The sequence below is a fragment of the Deinococcus indicus genome (genome assembly GCF_002198095.1).
Taxonomy (GTDB): domain Bacteria; phylum Deinococcota; class Deinococci; order Deinococcales; family Deinococcaceae; genus Deinococcus; species Deinococcus caeni.
Window position 1 is genome coordinate 222,183 of record NZ_NHMK01000020.1, and the last position, 20,948, is coordinate 243,130.

Sequence of the window (20,948 nt, forward strand, 5' to 3'; positions counted from 1 at the left end):
CTGACGCGGGTATACTCAACGGAAGTTATGCCCTCTGACTCCAGACATCGGCCCGTGTACGTCATCTCCGTGGCGGCGGAACTGGTGGACATGCACCCCCAGACGCTGCGGCTGTACGAACGCAAGGGTCTGATCCGCCCCGGTCGCAGCAGCGGCAAGACCCGCCTGTACAGCGAACGGGACATCGAGCACCTGCGCGAGATCCGCCGCCTGACGCAGGAACTCGGCGTGAACCTCGCCGGGGTCGAGGAGGTCATGCGCCTCCAGCATGAACTGGACGACATTCAGGGCGAGTTCGAGGCGGAGATCGAACGCATCGAGGACGAACTGCGCGCCCAGGCGCAGCCGCGTGAACTGCCGGGCCCGGACGGCAAGGTGGACCCGAAGGACCGGCCGGTGTACGTGATCTCCATCGCGGCGGAACTGGTGGACATGCACCCCCAGACGCTGCGCCTGTACGAGCGCAAGCAGCTGATCCGTCCGGGGCGCAGCAGCGGCAAGACGCGGCTGTACAGCGAACGGGACATCGAGCATCTGCGCGAGATCCGCCGCCTGACGCAGGAACTCGGCGTGAACCTCGCCGGGGTCGAGGAGATCATGCGGCTGCGCCACCAGCTGGATTCCACGCGCGCCGGGCTGGAGAGCAACGTGCGGCGCATTCAGGACGACATCACGGACCGCATGACCAAGTGGCGCACCCTGCCCGAAGGGGACGGTGCGGGCAGCGACGACGGGTGACGCGGGGCGCGGCGGGGGCGCTACACTTCGGGGCGTGAATTGCGGCCTTCCTGAACACTGCCCTTCCCCTCCGGCCGGAGTCCACCTGCCCTGCCTTCCCTGCGCCGCCGGCCCGCTGTGGGGGGCCCGCGCGTGAGGCCCCTGTGGGTGATCGGGGACATTCACGGCGCGTACGACAAGCTGCGCGCCATCCTGCTGCGCGCGGGCCTGATCGACTTCGACGGCAGCTGGACGGCCGGGGACGCGCACGTGGTGTTCCTGGGTGACTACGTGGACCGCGGCCCGAACGGCGTGGGCGTCATCCGCCTGATCCGCAGCCTGGAGGTGCAGGCGCAGGAGGTGGGCGGGCAGGTGACGGCGCTGCTGGGCAACCACGAGGTGATGTTCCTGGCGGCGCTGGTGTTCCGGCACAGCGACCCGCAGGACCGCTACGGGTACCGGGAGTACTGGCTGGAGAACGGCGGTCAGGTGCGGGACGCGGACCTGCTGGAACCCAGCGACCTGGCGTGGCTGTCCGAGCGGCCGGCCATGGCGACCTCGCACGACTGGCTGCTGGTGCATGCCGACAGCCTGATGTACCTGAAGCTGGGCAGCAGCATCGAGGGCGTGAACGCCGCCGTGCTGGAGCTGATGACCAACCCCGACCCGGACGACTGGGGCGCGTTCCTGAACGCGTTCACGGACCGCTTCGCGTTCGTGCTGGGCGCCGGGGACGAGAAGGCCCGGCAGATGCTGAGCACCTTCGGCGGGCAGCGCGTCGCGCACGGGCACACGCCGGTGTACGTGCTGCTCGACGAGCACCTGCACGGCCCGACCCTGGGGGCCGGGGCGCCCATTCCGTACGCGGGGCGGCTGTGCGTGGCGATGGACAGCGGCATGGCGTACCGCGAGGACGCCGGGTTCATCGCCCGCCTGAACCGCCACGGCATCGCGGAGGTCGTGACCTTCCCCAGCGGCGGCGACTTCTACTGAACGTTCCCCTGAGGACTCTGCGCTGAGGGTTGCGGCGGCCTGCTGGCTGGGCAGGTGTGGCGGCCCGCGCGGCCGTTTGTCCTAGGCTGTGCGGGTGGTCCCGGTCGGTGCGGGCACATTCGAGGGCAGGCGCGGCGGGCCGCGACTCCAAAGGACTCTTCTGCGTGACACATTCTGATCTTTCCGGTTCGGCCTCCGCTGCGGGGGCGCCCCCTGCGCTGCGGCTGCGCGGCATCACCAAACGGTTTCCTGGCGTGGTCGCCAACGACTCGGTGGACCTGACCGTCCACGCGGGCGAGGTGCTGGCCCTGCTGGGCGAGAACGGCGCGGGGAAAAGCACCCTGATCTCGATCCTGTACGGCCTGTACCAGCCGGACGAGGGGGCGGTGGAACTGGACGGCCGGGCGGTGCGGATCGGCAGTCCGGCGCAGGCGCTGCGGCTCGGGATCGGGCTGGTGCCGCAGCATCCGCTGCTGGTGTCGCGGCACTCGGTGGCCGAGAATCTGGCGCTGGGCGGCGCGGGCGGCCTGTTCCCGGCGCGGCGCGTGGCGGGCCGCGTGCGGGAACTCTCGGCGCGGTACGGGCTGGAGGTGGACCCGGACTCGCGCGTGGCGGACCTGTCGCCGGGCGAGAAGCAGCGCGTGGAGATCGTGCGGGCGCTGCTGGGCGGCGCGCGGGTCCTGATTCTCGACGAGCCGACGAGCGTGCTGACCCCGCAGGAGGCCGACGGGCTGTTCCGCGTGATGCGCGAGCTGAAGGCGGACGGGCGCAGCCTGATCTTCATCTCTCACAAGCTCGACGAGGTGCTGGCCGTGGCGGACCGCGTGACAGTGCTGCGGCGCGGGAAGGTCGTGGGGGGCGTGCCGACCCTGGGCGCGACCCGTGAGAGCCTCGCGGAACTGATGGTGGGGCGCAGCGTGGACTTCACCCGCAAACGCGCGGGCGGCCCCGGTGCGGAGGCGGGCGCGCTGCTGAGCGTGCAGGACCTGAGCGCGCAGGGATCGCGCGGCCTGCCGGCGCTGCGCGGCGTGAGCTTCGAGCTGCGCCGGGGCGAGGTGCTCGGCGTGGCCGGCATCGCCGGGAACGGCCAGAGCGAACTGGTCGAGGTCCTGGCGGGCCTGCACGAGGCGACGGGCACCGTCACGCTGGACGGCCAGCCGCTGTCCGGGGACGCCGCCGGGCGCTTCCGGGCAGGCGTGGCGCACATCCCGGAGGACCGCATTCACAGCGGCACGGTGCCGACCATGACGGTCGCGGAGAACCTCGCGCTGCGGGACTTCGGGCGGGCGCCGCTGGCGCGCGGGCTGGCCCGCGACCTGGGTGCCACCGACGACCGCGCCCGGCGCGAGGTCGAGGCGTACTCGGTCGCCACGCCGGGCATCCACACGCCCACGCGGCTGCTGTCGGGCGGGAACATCCAGAAGCTGATCCTGGCGCGGGAACTGGCCGGACAGCCGAAACTGATCCTGGCGGTTCACCCCACGTACGGGCTGGATATCGGCGCGACCGATCAGGTGCACCGGGTGCTGCTGGACCGCACGGCGCAGGGGGCGGGCGTGCTGCTGGTCAGCGAGGACCTGGACGAGCTGCTGAGTCTGTCGGACCGCGTGGCGGTCATGGTGGGCGGCTCGCTGCTGGGGCCGTTCCCGGCAGACGAAGTCACGCGCGAGTCGCTGGGCCTGCTGATGGGCGGCGCGCACCCGCATAGCCTTCCCGGCGCGGCCCAGGGTGGGGTGGTGGCATGAGGTTCGTGTCCCTGAGTGCGCCGTCCACGGCCCGCGCGGCGCTGGTCACGCTGGCGTCCCTGGTGACGGCCCTGCTGATCTGTGCGCTGATCTTCACGCTGGCCGGGCAGTCCCCGGCCGAGGTGTACGGCACCATGCTGCGCGGCACACTGGGCGACGCCACCGGCCTGGGCGAGGTGGGGCGGCGCACCATTCCGCTGCTGCTGATCGGGGCGGGGCTGGCGCTGGCGTTCCGCGCGCAGTTCTTCAACATCGGCGCGGAGGGGCAGCTGCTGCTGGGCGCGGTGTTCGCGGCCGGAACGGCGCTGTTCGTGCCGCTGCCGGGGCCGCTGCTGCTACCGGCCGTGTTCGTGGCGGGCTTCGTCGGCGGGGGCCTGTGGGCGCTGATCGCGGCGGCCCTGCGGCGCGTGAACGTCAACGAGATCCTGTCCACGCTGATGCTGAACTACGTCGCGGTGGCGCTCGTCACGTACCTGATCGCCGGGCCGTGGAAGGGCAAGGACGTGCGCGGGTACATCTACACCGACACCTTCCCGGCCAGCACGTACCTGCCCACCCTGCCGGGCTCGCAGGTCCACTGGCCCACGCTGCTGCTGGGCGTGGCCGTCGCGCTGGGGTTGCAGTGGGTGCTGTCGCGTTCCACGTTCGGGTACGCGCTGCGCGTGGTCGGCGAGAACCCCGGCGCGGCGCGCTACGCGGGCCTCAGCAGCGGCCGGGTGGCGCTGCTGGTCGCGCTGATCACCGGGGGCGCAGCCGGACTGGCCGGCGCGGGCGAGGTCGCCGGGATTCACCACCGCCTGCTGGAGGCGGGGCAGATCAGCCTCGGGTACGGGTTCACGGCCGTGATCGTCGCGTGGCTGGCGCGCGGCAACCCGGCGCTGTGCCTGATCACCGCGCCCGTCATGGGCATCATCCTGGCGGGCGGCGACATCCTGAAGATCGACCTGAACCTGCCGTTCCGCGTGGTGGACATCTTCAGCGGCGTGATCCTGCTGTGCCTGATCGCCAGCGAGGTCTTCGTCCGCCACCGCGTGCAGTGGGGCCGCGCGTGACGGGCCGCCCCTCCCCCACTGCGGCCCGCTTCCCGCGCCCCGCGCACCCCGAGGTGTCTCATGGATAACGTTGTGATCGAGGCGCTCGTGCGCGCCCTGGCGGTCGGAACGCCGCTGCTGCTCGCCTGCCTGGGCGCCATCCTGAACGAACGCGCCGGGGTCGTGAACCTGGGCGTCGAGGGCCTGATGGCCGTGGGCGCCCTGGCCGCCTTCGCCGTCGCGGCCGGTAGCCCGGACGCGAACCTGTGGCTGGCGGTCGGCGCGGCCATGCTGGCGGGCGCCGCGCTGGCCCTGCTGCACGCCGTGGCGACCGTCACCCTGCGCGCCAACCAGTTCGTGAGTGGGCTGGCGCTCGCCCTGATCGGCACGGGCGCCGCCGGCCTGCTCGGCAAGCGCTTCGAGGGCCTGCCGCTGTTCAACAAGGTCGCCGACTGGACCCTGGGCAGCTTCACCATCAGCCCGTTCACGGTCGCGGCCCTGCTGCTGGCGGGCGCGATGGCCTTCTGGCTGGGCGCCACCCGCTCGGGCCTGACGCTGCGCTCGGTCGGCGAGAACCCGGCGGCCGCCGACGTGCTGGGCGTGAACGTCGGCCTGACCCGCGTGCTGGCCGTGCTGGGCGGCGGCGCGCTCGCCGGGATGGCCGGGGCGTTCCTGGCGCTGTCGTACCGGTCCTCCTGGGCGGACAACATGACCGCCGGGCTGGGCTGGATCGCCGTGGCCCTGGTGATCTTCGTCGGCTGGCGGCCCCTGCGCGCCATCGCCGGGGCGCTGTTCTTCGGGTTCCTGTACTACCTGCAGTTCCGCCTTCAGGGCAACAGCCCCATTCCCACCGAGGTCTTCAGCGCCATGCCGTTCGTGCTGGTCCTGGTCGTGCTGGCCCTGGCGGGCATGCGCGGTCAGGCCGGAAACGCGCCCGCCGCGCTGGGCCGCGCGTACGTGCGCGGCGAACGCTGAGAACGGGCAACAGGCAGTAGGGAGCAGGCAGTGGGAGAGGCACGGTGTACGAATACGCCGGGCCTCTTCCCTGTCTGCCCCAGCGTCACCTTTCCGCTGGCAATTGCAGCACCACGGGCACGGTCGTTCCGGCCTTCAGGGTCACGCGGCGGGTGTGTTCCTGCACGGTGCAGACGCCGCTGACGCGGTCGCACAGGAACAGGTGGGCGTGCAGGGTCACGGGGCCGCGCACGCGGGCGGGCAGACGCACGCTCAGGGGCCGCACGGCGCGGAAGGCGTCCGGGTACGTGGGGTCGGGCACGCCGGTCAGCGGGAACTCGCGGCGGTACGTTCCGGCCTGAACGGTGATCAGCGACGGGCCGCGCACGTTGAAGCCCACGCCGGGCGGCGGGCGCACGCTGACCGTCAGCGCCGGGACAGACGGCGCCCCACCGAGGGTAGCGGCCAGCAGCAGCGCCGGGATCACTTCTCGGCCAGCAGCGCCCGGATCTGCGCGTCCAGGCCCGGAATGGCCTGCGGGAAACGGGTGCTGATCTCGCCCCGGTGCGTGTACCGGACCCGGCCCTGCCGGTCGATCAGCACGAATGTCGGCCACGCCCGGATGCCCCAGGCGCGCCAGTTCCGCAGTGCGTTGTCCTGCACGACCGGCCAGGTCACGCCGTCCTCTTTCAGGGCGGCCTGCACGCTGGCGGTGGGTCTGTCGGACTCGAATTCCGGGGTGTGCACGCCGATGATTTCCAGGCCCTGCGCGCGGTACTTCCCGTACCAGCCTTTCAGGGTGGGCAGGCTGTTATGGCAGTTGATGCACGAGTACACCCAGAAGTTCACGAGCACCACCTTGCCTTTCAGGCCGGCCAGGGTGAGCGGGGCGGGCGTGTTCAGCCAGGGGCCGCCGGTCAGTTCGGGCGGGGTCTGCCCGGTCCCCACGGAGGTCACCGTGACGGCCCGCGCGGTCACGGACGGTCCGGTGGCCGACGACGCGGGCGCGGCGAGGATCAGGAGGCTGGCGGCGATCAGTCGGTTCATGGATCCTCCGGCGGCGTGCAGGGGCGCGCGTCTCCCTGGGTACGCGCGGAACGCGCCGGAGGTTCGATGCCCGCCCCACGGGTCGGAGGCGGGCGCGGGGGGTCAGGGTTTCGCGGGGCGGCTTCCCGCCTGACGGGCGGGGCGGGCCGGGCGGCGTTTCAGGAGGCGGATCAGGAACAGCGTGGCGATCACGGCGGCGTAGATCAGGGGCGGCGTGTGGTCCTGTTTCACACCCCAGTAGTAGTGCAGCGCGCCCAGGCTGACGGCCACGTACGAGAGCTGGTGCAGGCGCGTCCAGCGCTGGAATCCCAGGCGCCTGACGGCGCGTGGCGTGCTCGTCAGGGCCAGCGGCACCAGCAGCAGCAGCGCCGTGAATCCGGCGGTGATGAACGGGCGTTTCAGGACGTCCTCAGTCATCAGGGTCAGGTCGAAGCCGTGATCGAACAGGTAGATCAGGAAGTGCAGCGCGGCGTACCCGAAGGCCAGCAGGCCCAGCGTCTTGCGGATGCGGGCGGGCCAGGTCCAGCCGGTCAGGAGGCGCAGGGGCGTGCAGGCCAGCGACAGGACCAGCAGCGCCAGCGTCAGCAGGCCGGTCTGCAACGTGGCGCGCTGGATGGGGTTGGCGCCCAGCGCGCCGCTCAGGGCGTCCAGGATCAGCACGGCGACCGGGAGCAGGCCGCCGAGCGTGACGGCCGGGACCAGCCAGCCCAGGCGGGCGGCGGGACGGCGGGCGGGCGGAGCGGCGGGGCGGGTCACGGTCAGAAGTTCTTCCGCAGGTCCATGCCCCGGTACAGCCCGGCGACCTCGTCGGCGTACCCGTTGAACGGCAGGGTCTTGCGGCGGCCCACCTCACCGATGCGCCGCTCGGTCGCCTGACTCCAGCGGGGGTGCGGGACAGCCGGGTTCACGTTCGCGTAGAAGCCGTACTCCTGCGGGGCGGCCAGCGCCCAGGTGGTCTGGGGTTGCTTCTCGGTCAGGGTGATCCGCACGACGCTCTTGATGTTCTTGAAGCCGTACTTCCAGGGCACGACCAGCCGCAGCGGCGCGCCGTTCTGGCCGGGCAGGGCGCGGCCGTGCAGGCCGACCGCCATGAACGCCAGGGGGTGCAGCGCCTCGTCCAGACGCAGGCCTTCCACGTACGGCCACTTCAGCACCGGTTGCCGCTGACCGGGGAACTGCTTGGGGTCCAGCAGCGCCGTGAACTGCACGTACTTCGCCTTGCCCGTGGGTTCCAGCCGGCGGATCAGGGCGGCCAGCGGGAAGCCCAGCCAGGGCATGACCATGCTCCAGCCCTCCACGCAGCGCATGCGGTAGATGCGGTCCTCGAGCGGGAACCACGACTGCAGGGTGTCGATGTCCACCGTCATGGGCTTGCGGACCTCCCCGTCGATCCGCACGGTCCACGGGCGGGTCTTCAGGCTCCCGGCGAGGCGGGCGGGGTCGCTCTTGTCGGTGCCGAACTCGTAGAAGTTGTTGTACGTGGTCGCCTGCTGGTACGGCGTGACCTTCTCGTCGGTGTCGTACGGCCCGAGCGGACGGACGGCGCGGCTGAACGGATCGGCCGCCTGCGCCTCGGCGCTGCCGACACCGGGGCGGCGGGTCAGGAGTTCCAGCCCGCCGCCCAGCGCGCCCGCCGTGGCGGTGAACAGCGCGGCGCTGCGCAGAAATTCCCGGCGGGGATTCGGAGTGCCGGGCGTCAGGATGCGGCGCTGACCGTCCGGGGTGTCAGTGACCTGGGATTCGGGGCTGTGCGATTCAGCGCCGTGCAATTCAGAGGCGCGGCGGTCGGTGCCGGGTTCTCCGGGGGTGCGTGGGTCGGTCATGGTGGCCCTCCTGTACAGCTATACGCATTCTGGGCGTAATCGGTTCAGTGGCTGCGTCCAGCGTCACAGTGCGGGCCTTTTCCGGAACAGATTGCAGCGCGCGGGGGCCGCGCCGGGGCGGGCGCCCGGCATTCTGGTCAGACCGTCCCTTTTCTTGAGGACAGAATGAAGGCACAATAAACAGCAGTGGCGGCGCGTCGACCCTGGCCGCCCGGAGGTCCTTCCATGAAGAAAACGATTCTCGCTGCTCTGCCCGTCACCCTGGCCCTGCTCGGCACGGCCGCCAGCCCCGCCGCGCAGGCCCAGCAGACCGGCAAACTCAAGGCCTGCTTCATCTACGTCGGTCCGGTCGGCGACATCGGTTGGAGCTACGCGCACGACGAGGCCCGCAAGAAGACCGAGAAGGCCCTCCCGTGGCTGGAAACCAAGTACGTGGAAAGCGTGCCCGAGGGACAGGCGACGCCCGTCATCGACCGGCTGGTCAAGGACAACTGCAAGGTGATCTTCACCACGTCCTTCGGCTTCATGGACCAGACCCTCGAAGCCGCCAAGAAGTACCCGAACGTGATCTTCGCGCACGCCAGCGGCTTCAAACGCGCCCCGAACATGGCCACCTACATGGCGGACTTCTACCAGATCTACTACCTGAACGGCATGATGGCCGCCGCCGTCAGCAAGAGCGACAAACTCGGGTACGTCGCGGCGTTCCCCGTTCCGGAACTCAAGCGGCACATCAGCGCCTTCGCGCTGGGCGCCCGCGCCGTGAACCCCAAGGCGACCGTCAGCGTCAAGTGGATCAACGCGTGGTTCGACCCGAACAAGGCCCGCGAGGCCGCCGAGAGCCTGATCAGCGAGGGCGCCGGCGCCCTGGCCTTCACCGAGGACACCGCCACCGTCGTGCAGACCGCCGCCGCCCGCAAGATCCCGTCCTTCGCGCACTACTCGCCCATGTACAAGTTCGCGCCCGACTACGTCGTCAGCGGCCAGATCGTCCACTGGGAGAAGATCTACATCGACTTCCTCAGCAAGGTCCGCAGCGGCAAGTACACTGCCAAGAACCTCCAGAACGTCGACTACTGGAACCTCCTGAAGGGCGGCAGCGTCGAGCTCGGCGCGCAGGACGGCATGGCCATTAACCCCAAATGGGTCTCGGCCCTGAAAGCCAAGAGCATGACCGTCAACGGTAAGAAAACCACCGTGTACGACCGCGTCATGGCCCTGAAGACCGAGATGGAGAAGGGCGGCAAGTTCGACCCCTTCACCGGCCCCCTCAAGGACCGCAACGGCATCCTGCGCGTCCCCGCTGGCAAGGTCGCCAGCGTCGCCGAACTGAACAACATGGCCTGGGTCGTGCCCGGCGTCACCGGCCAGATCGCCGACGAACCCAAGAAGTGACGCTGTAGAAGGTTGAAAGTTGATGGTTGATGGAAGGGAATGACCCCCTCCATCAACCATCAACTGTTCACCATCAACCGTCCCGCCCGGCGCGGGCGCGGATCTGCTCGGGCGTGAGGCGGCCCCCGTGACCGGGCCAGATCTCGCGCAGGTCCAGCGCCGCCACCGCCTTCAGGGTCGCCAGCGCCTGCGCGTGGTCGTGGTTGTAAGCGGCGCGGGGCAGGTGCGCGCCGTCCGCGCCGCCCACCACGGCGTCCCCGGCGACCAGCACGTCCGCGCGGCGCAGCCCTATCTGACCGGCCGTGTGGCCCGGCAGGTGCATGACCTCCCACCCCAGCACGTCCTGACCGGGCAGCGCCGCCCGCAACGCCGACCCCGGCACCTTCGGATGCACGCGCGACACCAGCCGCCCCACCCCCGGACGGCCCGCCGGGTACGGCAGGTCATGCACCTGACCCAGCAGCGCCGGGTGCTCCAGCGGGTGCGCCAGCACGTTCAGACCCGCCCGCGCCGCCAGGAACGCACTCCCCGCGTGATCCGGGTGCGCATGCGTGACGAGCAGCGCGTCCGGCCGGAACGACCGCAGCAACCCCAGAAACCGCGGGGCATGCACCACCGTCCCCGTATCGACCAGCAGCCGCCCCTGCGGGGAGGTCAGCAGGAACACGTTGGCGTACAGGGGAACGCTGACCAGCTCGGCACGGGACACAGGCACCCGCCGATGATGCCACGCCCCCACCCACCCCGCTGCACTACCCTGGACGCACCATGAACCGAATCTCCTGGCTGGCCGTGCCGGACGAACACTCCGCGCACGAGGGCGTGCAGAAACTCTGGGCGAAAGCGGAGGCGAACCTGGGCTTCGTCCCGAACGTGTTCCGCGCGCAGGCCCTGAACGGCGAGCAGTTCCTGACGTGGTGGAACGCCTTCAACACGCTCGTCAACCGCGACGGGCACCTGAGTCCCCTGGAACGCGAACTGCTGGCCGTGGTGGTCAGCAGCGTGAACCGCTGCGTGTACTGCGCCGTCTCGCACGGAGCGGCCCTGCGCGAGTACAGCGGCAATCCCGCCTGGGCCGACACGGTCGCCGTGAACTGGCGGCACGCGACCCTGACCGGGCGGCAGGCGGCGCTGTGCGCCTTCGCGGAGAAACTGACGCGCACGCCCGCCGACATGACCGAACGCGACCTGACCCCGCTGCGCGAAGCTGGCCTGGGCGACCCCGAACTTCTCGAGGCCGCCCAGGTGATCGGGATGTTCAACATGACCAACCGCGTCAGCAGCGCCCTGGGCTTCACACCCAACGCCGAGTACCACCAGCACGCCCGCCAACCCACGCCACTGACCGCCGACTGATCCGGACTGCCGTTTGTTTCGCCAACAATCCGGAACTTCACCGCCCCTGCCGGCTCCACGTCCGGAGGGGCGTCTCTCTCCTACTCTGCGGAGCAGCTCTACGAGTCGCTCCGCTCGGACCCGGCGGGCTTGGCAGCCCATTCAATCGGAGTCAGGATCAGTCGTTGCGGGTGTACCCGGTGGCGGCCCAGCCGCACCCGGAACGCACGAGGTTGATCGTGCCGCCGTACGTGCCGCTGACCTGCTGACCGTTGCTGTTCTGCGTGCCGGACAGGGTCACGCTGCCCGAAACCTGCGCGCGGTTCCCGCCGACGCTGGCCTCATCGGCACTGACGGAGAAGCTCACGTTGGAGTACACCGCCGAGTAGGCACCCAGCGCCGCCGAGATGGACTCGTTCGCGGCACTGATCGCCGCGCTCCGGGCGTTGGCGCGGTCCGATTCCGGCGTCAGGTTGCAGGCGGCCGGCGCGGCGTCCTGGGTGCTGCCGGCAGTTCCCTCCGAAGGAATGGGCAGGCTGCCCTGCAGGTTCTCCACGTTCACGCGGTAATTCACGCCCAGCGCCACGCGGGGGCCGACAATGGCCTGCAACGGGGTGTTGATGCGCTGCACGCCCGCCTCGAAGTACGCCTCGACCGGGACGAGGGCCAGACCGTAGCGTGCGCCCACGCCGCCCTGGAACGCGACGTTGTTCCGGATGGTGTCCAGGCCGGCCAGGGCGTACGTCGTGAAGTTCCCGGTGCGGAACAGGTCCACCGAGACGCCCAGACCGAAGGAAGCCGTGCCGGACTGCCCCTGGATGTTGCTGGAGCAGAAGGACCCCTGCCCGTACAGGCCGATGCGGTCGGAGCGGACGCCGGCACGCACGCCCGCCACCTGGCAGCCCAGGCCCAGGCTGCTGTTCAGGCCGAGGGTCACGTCGGCGGCGCTGGCGGTGCTGGGAAGGGTGACGGCGGTCAGGGACAGGGCGGCGGCGGTCAGGGCAGTGAAACGGGACAGTTTACGCATGTGAACTCCGGGAGTGACGGATCTTCGAGCAGGTACGGAAGGTGGCAACGGGCCGTGCAGATCAGGTGACACTGTCAAGCTAGCACCCTGACCGAACACCTGATACGGATTCCGTTTGTTTCGCCGACAATCCGGAAGTTCACCGGATTGTCGACTCCACGTCCGGAATCCGTTTTTCTCCTGCTCTGCGGGACAGCTCTACGAGTCGCATCCGCTCGGATTGAACGGGCTTTGCAGCCCATTCAATCGGAGTCCGTATGAGCCGCCCCCCTGCCGGGAATCAGTACGTGTAGAAGCCCTGCCCGCTCTTGCGGCCCAGCAGGCCCGCCTGCACCATCTTGCGCAGCAGCGGGCTGGGGCGGTACTTGTCGTCGCCCAGCCCCTTGTGCAGCACTTCCATGATGGCGAGGCAGGTGTCCAGACCGATGAAGTCCGCCAGGGTCAGGGGGCCCATGGGGTGGTTCATGCCGAGTTTCATGATCCCGTCGATCGCCTCGGGCTCCGCGACGCCTTCCATGACGCACTGGATGGCCTCGTTCAGCATGGGCATCAGGATGCGGTTGCTGACGAAACCCGGAAAGTCGTTGCAGGCCAGCGGGGTCTTCCCCATCCGCTCGGCGGTCTGCGTGACGAACTGCGCCGTCCCGTCGCTGGTGCTGTAGCCGCGAATGACCTCCACGAGCTGCATCAGCGGCACGGGGTTCATGAAGTGCATCCCGATAAATTTATCGGGGCGGCCCGACGCGCTCGCCAGCGCCGTGATCGGAATGCTGCTCGTGTTGCTCGCCAGGATGCCGTCCGGCTTCACGATCTGCCCCAGCTGCCGGAACAGGTCGGCCTTCACCCCCTCGTTCTCCACGATGGCCTCCACGACCAGATCGCAGTCCGCGAAGGCGTTCAGGTCCGTCGTGAACTCCATGCGGCCCAGAATCACGTCCGGCGCGTCCGTCAGGCGGCCCTTCTCGTGCAGTTTCGCGACAGACTTCTCGATCACGGCGCGGCCCCGGTCCAGGAACTCCTGCTTCACGTCCTGCACGACCACGGTAAATCCACTCTGCGCGGCGACCTGCGCGATGCCGCCGCCCATCTGTCCAGCTCCGATCACTCCGAATTTCATAGATTTACTCCCTGCGTCAGGATGAATTCCCTGACGCGTGTCAGATGCTCCAGTAGTTCTGGCGCGGCTCCCTGCGTCTCGGCCTTCCCCAGAAGACGCGTCACCCCAGCAGCAACGGCTACAAGCTGCTCGGAGGTTAATGTGTCGAGTTCCAGCAGATATGACAGCTGCGCCTCTTCCAGAATGAAATTGAGGGCAGCGTCCTCGCCGTGTGCCATCACCTCGTCGCGGAGACTCTCGAAAACGATGTTGGCGATGGAGCTGTCGTTACTCTCCGTCGAAATAAAAACTGCCACTACTCGACGAGGGGGACGCCCTCAATCTGCACAGCTTTGCCGCGTTTGACGGGGTTGAAGGCGGTGTACTTGTAACGGGAGCAGCCTGCCTGGACGAAGGGGTCGTGGTCGAACAGGTCCACGAGTTCCTGCAGGGTGTCGGCCTGCGCGACGATCACGCCGCCGGTGTTGTCGACCTTGCGGCCGCTGGTGAGGAACACGCCGCTGCGGTAGTGCTGGTCGAGCCATTCGCGGTGGGCGGGGGTGACCTTGGCGATCTCGTCGGTGGGTTTGAGGTAGGTGCTCTCGATGATCCACAGGGTCGTCATGGTGCTCAGCCTACCCGTTTCACGGCGAGAGCCAACCCGTTGCCGCCGCCCATGCACAGCGTGGCGATGCCGGTTTCCCTGTCCTGCTGCTTCAGGGCGTGCAGGAGGGTCACGAGGATGCGCGCGCCGCTGGCGCCGATGGGATGGCCGAGGGCGACCGCGCCGCCGTTCACGTTGACGCGGGCGGGGTCCAGGCCGAGTTCGCGGGCGACGGCGAGGCTCTGGACGCTGAACGCCTCGTTCAGTTCCCACAGGTCCACGTCGCCCGCCTGCCAGCCGAGTTTGGTCAGGAGTTTCTGCGTGGCGGGGACGGGCGTCATCATGACCCATTCGGGCGCGAGGCCGCCCGTGGCGTAGTCGATGATCTCGGCCAGGGGGGTCAGGCCGTGTGCCTGGGCGAAGTCGGCGCTGACGACCATCAGACTGGCGGCGCCGTCGTTGAGGCCAGGGGCGTTTCCGGCGGTGACCGAACCGTCCTTCTTGAAGGCGGGTTTGAGGCGGCCCAGGGTTTCCTCGCTGGTGTCGGCGCGGGGGCCCTCGTCGGTGTCCACGACGGTGTCGCCCTTGCGGCCCTTCACCGTCACGGGGACGATCTCTTCGATGAAGCGGCCCTCCTGCTGCGCGGCGATGGCTCTGCGGTGGCTCTGGGTGGCGTAGGCGTCCTGCTCCTCGCGCGTGATCGCGTACTTCTCGGCGACGCGTTCGCCGGTCAGACCCATGCCCTCGTCGTTGATCGAGCACCACAGCCCGTCCTGGGTGTTCGCGTCGAGGACCTGCGCGTGGCCCAGGCGGTAGCCCTTGCGCGCGCCGGGCAGCAGGTGCGGGGCGTTGCTCATGCTTTCCATGCCTCCGGCGAGGACGGCGTGCTGGTCCCCGGCGCGGATACTCTGCGCGGCCAGGATGACGGCTTTCAGGCCGCTGCCGCACACCTTGTTGATGGTCAGCGCGCCGACCTCGTTGGTCAGGCCGGCTTTCAGGGCGGCCTGCCGGGCGGGGTTCTGCCCGCTGCCCGCCTGCACGACCTGTCCCATGACGACTTCCTCGATCAGGGCGGCGTCCAGGCCACTGCGGCGCAGGGTTTCGCGGAGGGTGGTGGCGCCCAGGTCCACGGCGCTGACGCTCTCCAGGCTGCCGAGGAATTTCCCGGTGGGCGTGCGGCTGGCCGCAACGATCACTGCTCTTTGCATGGGCGCAGCATAGCGCGCCCTGCCTAACGGGCGTTAGGTTGGCGTCCACCACACCCGGCCCGTAAAGCCGCCCCGCGCGTCCGCCTTGGCGCGGCGCAGGGCCTCCAGGTCCTCGGGGGTCAGGTCGTGCAGGGCGGCCAGGGCGTGCAGAACCTCCAGCACGTCGGCCAGTTCCTCGGGTTCGCCGGACTGCAGGTACTCCGCGACCTCCTCCTCCAGCTTGGCGCGCAGAGCGGCGCGGTACTCCTCCCCATTCAGCAGGCGGGTCTGTCCGCCGAAGAGGTCCGGGATGCGGTCGCGCACGAGTTTGCCCATGCCGGGCAGCGTAGCAGCCGACACCCACGCCACAGACGCCTGCGGGGCTGCGTGGTAGCGTGACAGCATGTTTGAGTCCCTGGGCAACAAGTTGCAGGACATCCTGGACCGGGTGGGTAAGGAACGCCAGCTGACCGAGGCGCAGGTCAAGGCCGCGATGCGCGAGATCCGCATGGCGCTGCTGGAAGCCGACGTGAACTTCGGCGTGGCGAAGGACTTCGTGGCGCGCGTCTCCGAGAAGGCCGTCGGGCAGACCGTGGAAGGCAGCCTGAACGCCGGGCAGACCGTCGTGAAACTCGTGCACGACGAACTGATCGAGACGCTCGGCGGCAAGGCCGCGCAACCCGAACTGAAGAACGAGGGGAACGTGTGGTTCATGGTGGGCCTCCAGGGGGCCGGGAAGACCACCAGCACCGGCAAGCTCGCCGCGCACTACAAGAGCAAGGGCCGCCGCGTGCTGCTGGTCGCCGCCGACACGCAGCGCCCCGCCGCGCGCGACCAGCTGGAAGTCCTGGCGAAACAGGTGGGCGTGCCCATCCTGAAAGTCGCGGACGGTGAGAGTCCCGCCGAGACGAAACGCCGCGTGGACGAGCACCTGAAGACCGACTTCCGTGACCTCGTGATCGTGGACACCGCCGGCCGCCTGCAGATCGACGAGGCGCTGATGGATCAGCTGGCCGACCTGCAGGCCGCCATGCAGCCCACCGAGAGCCTGCTCGTCGTGGACGCCATGACCGGCCAGGAAGCGCTGAACGTCGCGCAGACCTTCGACCAGCGCGTGAAGGTCACGGGCCTGATCGTCACGAAGATGGACGGCGACGCGCGCGGCGGCGCGGCCCTCTCGGCGCGCACCGTGACAGGCAAACCCATCTACTTCGCGGGCGTCAGCGAGAAGATCGCCGGCCTCGAACCCTTCTACCCCGACCGGGTCGCCGGGCGCATCCTGGGCATGGGTGACGTGCTCGGCCTGATCGAACGTGCGCAGCAGGCCGACCTGAAGGCCATGGAAGTCAAGAAACCCGGCGACTTCGACCTCGAGGACCTGCTCGTGCAACTGCGCCAGATCCGCAAGATGGGTCCGCTGGGCGACCTGCTCAAGCTCATCCCCGGCATGAGCCGCGCGCTGCCCGAAGGCTTCAACATCGACGAGAAGCAGCTGCAACGCATCGACGCGATGATCAGCTCCATGACCGTCAAGGAACGCCGCAACCCCAAGATCATCGACGGGCGCCGCCGCAAACGCATCGCAGCCGGCAGCGGCCACACCGTGCAGGACATCAACAAGCTCCTGAAGATGCACGAGCAGATGAAGGACATGATGAAGATGCTCCAGCGCATGAGCGGCCCCGGCGCCAAGGGCATGAAACCGCCCCGCATGCCCAACGTCCCACCCGGCCTGAAACGCTGACCCCCCACCCGCCAGCACCCGCCCTGCACCTCAGCCGGGGCGGGTGTTGACACATCGGCACGGGCCCCATATACTCACTGCCGCTGAGAACGCGCCCGCACGGCACGCAGCGAGACAAGACCACCTGGGTCGTTAGCTCAATCGGTAGAGCAGCTGACTTTTAATCAGCGGGTTGTAGGTTCAAGTCCTACACGACCCACCAGGAAAACCCCCGCCCCGCGCGGGGGTTCTTGCTTTTGGCCCGTCAGCCGGTGGCGGCCCACAGGACGCCCGCCACGATCAGGGCCAGCGCGGCCGCACCGGTCAGCGCCCAGCGCGCCCAGGGAACGCGGCGAAAGAGGAACGTCAGGAACAGTAGCGCGCACGCCAGGGCGAGGACCTCCCACGGGAAGCCCGCCCCTTTGTGAATGGTGAGTGTCGAGCTGTACCCGGTGGGCACCGTGGGTGGCCCGCTCATGGTCTGCCCCGCGGGGGGTGGGCGTCGGGTTTCACCAGTGGCGGGTGTTGCTGTCGGGTTCCTCGCTGAGCAGCCACAGGGCGCGGCCGGTGCGGGCGGTTTCGGCCTGGGCGTCCAGCAGGACGCGTTCGAGGTCGGCGTTCAGGTGGGGGTGGCGGCGGCGGAAGTGGGTGTGGTCGCACAGCAGCAGCGCGAGGCGGTCGGGGCGCTGGTCCGGGTCGGTCAGGACGTCGTAGAGGGCGTCCCAGTTCTGGCCGAAGGTGCTGCGCAGGCCCAGGCCGTTCAGGAAGGCGAGCATGAGGGTGGTCTTGTCCTGGGCGGCGCCGAGGTTGATCTCGCGGACGCTGACCTGATGCCCGGCGGCCAGGATGCGGGGTTCGTGCGGGGCGGTCTGGATGCCCTGGGGGTCGGTGTCGAAGACCTGCATCACGGTTGGACTCTCCGGAAACTGGCGTAGTGGTCGGCGGTGTAGTAGCAGTCGGCGGTGCTGGTGCGGGGCTGGCCGCCGCAGACGAGGCGGCGGGCGCCGCGGTCGTTCTCGCCGGGGGTAGGGACGGTGTATTCGCGGTAGTAGCCGCTGTTCTGGCGGGGCAGGAGGCGTTCGCGGTTGCCGAAGGTGCTGCCGTCCTTGCCGTACCGGAAGGGGCCGCCCTCGCTGATCTGCCGCAGGACGGTCTGGCCTTCGCGGGGCAGGTCGCGCGCGGTGATCCAGCGCAGGCCGCTGTGCGGGTCGCGCGCGGTGGTCGGTGCAGGGCGGGTGGGTGCGGGCGCAGTCTGAGTGGTGGTGGGCTGGGTGCGGGTGTCCTGCGGGAGGTCGCAGGCGGCCAGCAGCGCCCCGAGCAGCAGGGCGGCGAGGGTGGGGGCGGCGCGGTTCACGGGTTCGAGTGTAGGGCCTGGGCGTCCAGCCAGTTCAGCAGGTCTTCTCGCAGGTGCGTTAATCCTTTGTAGGCGGTCTGGTCGGGGGTCATGGAGCGGATGGCGGCGGCAAGCGCGTGGGCGTGCGCGGGTTCCTGCACGCCCTGCGTGAGCGGGTACGTGTAGGGCCGGATGGTGAACAGCGCGCCGTGCGCGTGCGGGAAACCGGTCAGGGTCTGGCGTTCCACGCGCAGGTACGTGCCGTGCGGGTCGAAGCGGGTGCGGGGGTCGCGGTCGGTGTCGGGCGGCGCGGCGGGGTGGTGGTCGAAGCGGTCGGTGGTGCTCAGGCCCCAGGCGAAGCGCACGAAGGGGCCGCGGTGGATCACGGCGTCCAGCAGGCGGGGGGCGCTGGCGTTCATGGGGCCGCTGCCGGGAATCGGGGCGTGCACCTGCGTGAAGTCGCGGCCCAGTTTGTCGCGCGGGTCCCAGTGCTGGGGGTTCAGGACGTGCGTGGCGGCCAGCCAGTCGCGGCCGCTGTGGGGGTCGCGGGCGATCAGGGCAAGGTCCTCGCTGGCGTTCAGGCCCAGGAAGTCCAGGGCGTTCATGGGCCGGGTGTCCGCGATCAGGGCGGCGTGCGGGCCGGGAAAGCGCCGCAGGTTCTCCAGGGCGTTCCAGCGGGGGTGCAGCTCGGCCTGCCAGCCCAGCAGGGTGTTGCGCAGGGTGCGGCCGTCCCAGCGGATCTCTCCCCCGCTGTCGGCGGCGAGTTGCCGGGCCGTGAAGGTCAGGGCAGCTTCCCGCAGGTCGGGGGTCAGGGCGGCCTCGCCGGCGTACTCGTGCAGGGCGCGGGCGTGCGCGGCGGCCTTGCTGGCGATCAGGCGCGGGTACTCGGCGTCCAGCGTGAAGGTGTGCCGTTCGGGGCGGGGGGCGTCCAGCCACGGCACGGGCTGCGCGCCCAGGCGGTACAGGCCGGCCGAGACGCTGTAGGTGCCGCTCAGGAACGGGCGGTAGAGGGTGGGGGGAACCACACCCCGATTCTGGCAGGCCCCCGGCCGGTCTGCACGGGGCGGGCCGGGGCTGCACGGCGAACGCGCCGCCCCCGGTCTTCAGGAGCGGCGCGTCAGGTCAGGCGGGCAGGGTCAGGCGAGGCTGCCGTTGCTCATGACGCCCGTGGCGAGCAGCACCAGGATCAGGATGCCCACGATGACGCGGTACACGGCGAAGCCCTTGAAGGTGTTCGTGGAGACGAACTTCAGCAGCCAGCCGATGGCGAGGTACGCGGTGACGAAGCTGACGCCTGCGCCGATCACGACGTTCAGCAGGCCGATCTCACCGAAGATCAGTTCGCGTTCCTGAATGAGGTTCAGCAGCGCCGCGCCGCCCAGCGTGGGCACGCCCAGGTAGAAGCTGAATCTGGTGGCGGTGGCGCGGTCCAGGCCCAGCACCATGCCGCCCAGGATGGAACTCGCGGAGCGGGAGAAGCCGGGCCACAGCAGCGCGAGGCACTGCAACGCGCCGATCATGAACGAGCGGCGCACGCCGATGCCCTCGATGGCGCTGACGCTGGGCGTGACGCGGCGGCTCTCGATCAGCCACATCAGCACGCCGCCCACGATCAGCGCCCAGGCGACCACGCTGGGGCGGAACAGGTTCGCCTTGATGGCGTCCCCGAACAGCAGGCCCAGGATCACGGCGGGAATGCAGGCGACAAGCACGCCCAGCCACAGGGTGCGCTGCTGCGGGTCGGTGTTCACGTGCCGGATCTTCAGGAAGTCCCGCCAGTAGAACACGAGGACGCTGAGGATCGCGCCGCCCTGGATGACGACCTCGAAGGCGTCCTTGACTTCCTTGCTCCACGGGACGCCCATCAGGTTCCCGGTGAGGATCAGGTGGCCGGTCGAGCTGATCGGCAGGAACTCCGTGATGCCCTCGACGATGCCGTAGATGAGTGCGTAGAACCAGTCCATAGTTGCCGAGTGTAAGCCCTGTTACCGGGAACGGGGCGTCCCTCTTTCGGTGCAGAGTGAGGGGGTGAGTGTAGACAGCTACCTGCGGCGCTGGAACCTGACCCCGGACGGCGCGGCGATCCGCACGCCGGGCAGCGACCTGCTGCCGGTCGTGTGGCAGGGCCGCCCCGCGATGCTGAAGGTGACCCGCAGCGCCGAGGAGCGGCGGGGGAACGCCCTGATGGTGTGGCTGGACGCGCAGGGCGCCGCGCGGGTATACCGGCATGAGGGCGCGGCGCTGCTGCTGGAGCGGCTGGAGTCCGCGCCGGATCTGGCGGCCCTGGCGCTGGGCGGGCAGGACGACGAGGCCACCCGGATCCTGTGCGGCGCGGCGGCGGGCCTGCACCGGGAGCGGCCCGGACGGCCGCCGGACCTGCCGGAGCTGCGCCGCTGGTTCCGGTCGCTGGAGGCGGCCCAGGTGCGGAGTGGGGCGTTCGCGCCGGCCTGGGCCACCGCTCAGCGACTGCTGGCCGACCCGCGCGACGTGCAGCCCCTGCACGGCGACCTGCATCACGGGAACGTGCTGCGCAGCCCGGAGCGCGGCTGGCTGGTGATCGACCCGAAGGGGCTGATCGGCGAGCGGACCTTCGATTTTGCGAACCTACTGTGCAACCCCACGCCGGAACACGCGCTGACGCCGGGGCGGCTGGAGCGGCAGTCGGCCCTGATCGCGCGGGAGGCCGGCCTGGACCGGGCGCGGCTGCTGGCGTGGGTGGGCGCTTACGCGGCCCTGTCGGCGGCGTGGCATCTGGAGGACGGTCAGGAGGAACCGGCCCGGCAGTCGCTGGCCGTCTCGGCACTGGCCCACAGCCTCCGCTGAGCCATCCGCCTCCTGCCTGCTGCCTTCCGCCTTCCGCTCTCCTCTGTCCGCCCGGCGGGTCGTGGGTTCATCGTAATGACGCGTTGTAGCGGTGAATGAACATCCAGATCAGGAG

Annotated in this window: 25 protein-coding genes and 1 tRNA gene; 10 read left to right on the plus strand and 16 right to left on the minus strand. The window is 69.8% G+C overall.

Translation table 11 applies throughout. From position 1 onward, the window contains the following. Nucleotides 1-27: 27 nt before the first annotated feature. The 5 genes from hspR (at nt 28) to CBQ26_RS14015 (ending at nt 5,461) form a co-directional block, all read left to right on the plus strand. Nucleotides 28-738 carry a heat shock protein transcriptional repressor HspR, fused homodimer type gene (gene hspR, locus CBQ26_RS13995; RefSeq protein WP_172418090.1) on the plus strand — a complete coding sequence of 237 codons (711 nt, stop codon included), beginning with the start codon at nt 28-30 and terminating at the stop codon, nt 736-738. Nucleotides 739-870: 132 nt separating this feature from the next. Then, nucleotides 871-1,710 (plus strand): metallophosphoesterase, encoded by an 840-nt coding sequence (locus tag CBQ26_RS14000; protein WP_088249239.1) that lies wholly within the window; start codon nt 871-873, stop codon nt 1,708-1,710. Between the two features lie 254 nt (nt 1,711-1,964). Further along, on the plus strand, nt 1,965-3,455 hold the full coding sequence (locus tag CBQ26_RS14005) for an ABC transporter ATP-binding protein (RefSeq protein WP_088249240.1): 1,491 nt from the start codon (nt 1,965-1,967) through the stop codon (nt 3,453-3,455). Further along, nucleotides 3,452-4,507 carry an ABC transporter permease gene (locus tag CBQ26_RS14010; RefSeq protein WP_088249241.1) on the plus strand — a complete coding sequence of 352 codons (1,056 nt, stop codon included), beginning with the start codon at nt 3,452-3,454 and terminating at the stop codon, nt 4,505-4,507. The genes CBQ26_RS14005 and CBQ26_RS14010 overlap by 4 nt, the downstream gene beginning before the upstream one ends. A 60-nt stretch (nt 4,508-4,567) precedes the next feature. Beyond that, entirely contained in the window at nt 4,568-5,461 is an 894-nt protein-coding gene (locus tag CBQ26_RS14015; protein ID WP_088249242.1) for an ABC transporter permease, read from the plus strand. Nucleotides 5,462-5,546: 85 nt separating this feature from the next. On the opposite strand, the gene CBQ26_RS14020 is transcribed toward CBQ26_RS14015, so the two are convergent. The 4 genes from CBQ26_RS14020 to msrP form a co-directional block, all read right to left on the minus strand. After that, nucleotides 5,547-5,927, minus strand: coding sequence for a hypothetical protein (locus tag CBQ26_RS14020; RefSeq protein WP_088249243.1), 381 nt, complete (start codon nt 5,925-5,927; stop codon nt 5,547-5,549). Continuing rightward, a complete protein-coding gene (locus CBQ26_RS14025; RefSeq protein WP_088249244.1) occupies nt 5,924-6,487 on the minus strand; it encodes a redoxin family protein in 564 nt (187 codons plus the stop codon). Before CBQ26_RS14025 ends, CBQ26_RS14020 begins: the two co-directional genes overlap by 4 nt. A 102-nt stretch (nt 6,488-6,589) precedes the next feature. Continuing rightward, entirely contained in the window at nt 6,590-7,198 is a 609-nt protein-coding gene (locus CBQ26_RS14030) for a protein-methionine-sulfoxide reductase heme-binding subunit MsrQ (RefSeq protein ID WP_229844343.1), read from the minus strand. A 47-nt stretch (nt 7,199-7,245) separates the two neighbouring features. After that, a complete protein-coding gene (gene msrP, locus CBQ26_RS14035; RefSeq protein WP_088249245.1) occupies nt 7,246-8,310 on the minus strand; it encodes a protein-methionine-sulfoxide reductase catalytic subunit MsrP in 1,065 nt (354 codons plus the stop codon). Nucleotides 8,311-8,535: 225 nt separating this feature from the next. Between msrP and CBQ26_RS14040 the strand changes: the two genes are divergently transcribed. Next, the gene (locus tag CBQ26_RS14040; protein WP_088249246.1) at nt 8,536-9,705 is read left to right on the plus strand and encodes a BMP family ABC transporter substrate-binding protein; all 1,170 of its coding nucleotides are present in this window, start codon (nt 8,536-8,538) and stop codon (nt 9,703-9,705) included. 73 nt (nt 9,706-9,778) lie between these two features. Here CBQ26_RS14040 and CBQ26_RS14045 read toward each other — a convergent pair whose 3' ends face one another. Further along, nucleotides 9,779-10,420, minus strand: coding sequence for an MBL fold metallo-hydrolase (locus tag CBQ26_RS14045; RefSeq protein ID WP_172418091.1), 642 nt, complete (start codon nt 10,418-10,420; stop codon nt 9,779-9,781). 53 nt (nt 10,421-10,473) lie between these two features. Between CBQ26_RS14045 and CBQ26_RS14050 the strand changes: the two genes are divergently transcribed. Then, entirely contained in the window at nt 10,474-11,061 is a 588-nt protein-coding gene (locus tag CBQ26_RS14050; RefSeq protein WP_088249247.1) for a peroxidase-related enzyme, read from the plus strand. A gap of 157 nt (nt 11,062-11,218) precedes the next feature. Here CBQ26_RS14050 and CBQ26_RS14055 read toward each other — a convergent pair whose 3' ends face one another. From CBQ26_RS14055 to CBQ26_RS14080, 6 genes are all read right to left on the minus strand, one after another. Beyond that, the gene (locus CBQ26_RS14055; protein WP_088249248.1) at nt 11,219-12,067 is read right to left on the minus strand and encodes a hypothetical protein; all 849 of its coding nucleotides are present in this window, start codon (nt 12,065-12,067) and stop codon (nt 11,219-11,221) included. 280 nt (nt 12,068-12,347) lie between these two features. Continuing rightward, entirely contained in the window at nt 12,348-13,184 is an 837-nt protein-coding gene (locus CBQ26_RS14060) for a 3-hydroxyacyl-CoA dehydrogenase family protein (RefSeq protein ID WP_088249249.1), read from the minus strand. Then, nucleotides 13,181-13,480: a hypothetical protein gene (locus CBQ26_RS14065; protein WP_088249250.1), complete on the minus strand. Its 300-nt coding sequence runs from the start codon at nt 13,478-13,480 to the stop codon at nt 13,181-13,183. The genes CBQ26_RS14060 and CBQ26_RS14065 overlap by 4 nt, the downstream gene beginning before the upstream one ends. Then, nucleotides 13,480-13,788, minus strand: a complete 309-nt coding sequence (locus CBQ26_RS14070) for a YciI family protein (RefSeq protein WP_088249251.1) — start codon at nt 13,786-13,788, stop codon at nt 13,480-13,482. The genes CBQ26_RS14065 and CBQ26_RS14070 overlap by 1 nt, the downstream gene beginning before the upstream one ends. A 5-nt stretch (nt 13,789-13,793) precedes the next feature. Continuing rightward, on the minus strand, nt 13,794-14,975 hold the full coding sequence (locus tag CBQ26_RS14075; RefSeq protein WP_088249252.1) for a thiolase family protein: 1,182 nt from the start codon (nt 14,973-14,975) through the stop codon (nt 13,794-13,796). Between the two features lie 33 nt (nt 14,976-15,008). Continuing rightward, on the minus strand, nt 15,009-15,290 hold the full coding sequence (locus tag CBQ26_RS14080) for a nucleoside triphosphate pyrophosphohydrolase (protein WP_216360367.1): 282 nt from the start codon (nt 15,288-15,290) through the stop codon (nt 15,009-15,011). Between the two features lie 67 nt (nt 15,291-15,357). Between CBQ26_RS14080 and ffh the strand changes: the two genes are divergently transcribed. Then, nucleotides 15,358-16,698, plus strand: a complete 1,341-nt coding sequence (gene ffh, locus CBQ26_RS14085) for a signal recognition particle protein (protein WP_088249253.1) — start codon at nt 15,358-15,360, stop codon at nt 16,696-16,698. 126 nt (nt 16,699-16,824) lie between these two features. Beyond that, nucleotides 16,825-16,900, plus strand: a tRNA-Lys gene (locus CBQ26_RS14090). Between the two features lie 42 nt (nt 16,901-16,942). Here the strand turns inward: CBQ26_RS14090 and CBQ26_RS14095 are convergent. The 5 genes from CBQ26_RS14095 to CBQ26_RS14115 all read right to left on the minus strand — a co-directional run bounded on the left by CBQ26_RS14095 (nt 16,943) and on the right by CBQ26_RS14115 (nt 19,974). Continuing rightward, nucleotides 16,943-17,155 carry a hypothetical protein gene (locus CBQ26_RS14095; RefSeq protein ID WP_143342129.1) on the minus strand — a complete coding sequence of 71 codons (213 nt, stop codon included), beginning with the start codon at nt 17,153-17,155 and terminating at the stop codon, nt 16,943-16,945. 31 nt (nt 17,156-17,186) lie between these two features. After that, a complete protein-coding gene (locus tag CBQ26_RS14100) occupies nt 17,187-17,582 on the minus strand; it encodes a barstar family protein (protein WP_308430630.1) in 396 nt (131 codons plus the stop codon). After that, a complete protein-coding gene (locus CBQ26_RS14105; protein ID WP_229844342.1) occupies nt 17,582-18,031 on the minus strand; it encodes a guanyl-specific ribonuclease in 450 nt (149 codons plus the stop codon). The genes CBQ26_RS14100 and CBQ26_RS14105 overlap by 1 nt, the downstream gene beginning before the upstream one ends. Further along, nucleotides 18,028-19,035 (minus strand): heme-dependent oxidative N-demethylase subunit alpha family protein, encoded by a 1,008-nt coding sequence (locus CBQ26_RS14110; protein ID WP_088249256.1) that lies wholly within the window; start codon nt 19,033-19,035, stop codon nt 18,028-18,030. Before CBQ26_RS14110 ends, CBQ26_RS14105 begins: the two co-directional genes overlap by 4 nt. A gap of 111 nt (nt 19,036-19,146) precedes the next feature. Next, nucleotides 19,147-19,974, minus strand: coding sequence for an undecaprenyl-diphosphate phosphatase (locus tag CBQ26_RS14115; RefSeq protein ID WP_088249257.1), 828 nt, complete (start codon nt 19,972-19,974; stop codon nt 19,147-19,149). Between the two features lie 64 nt (nt 19,975-20,038). Here CBQ26_RS14115 and CBQ26_RS14120 point away from each other — a divergent pair, with 64 nt between their 5' ends. After that, a complete protein-coding gene (locus CBQ26_RS14120) occupies nt 20,039-20,833 on the plus strand; it encodes an aminoglycoside phosphotransferase family protein (protein ID WP_088249258.1) in 795 nt (264 codons plus the stop codon). Nucleotides 20,834-20,948 lie beyond the last annotated feature (115 nt).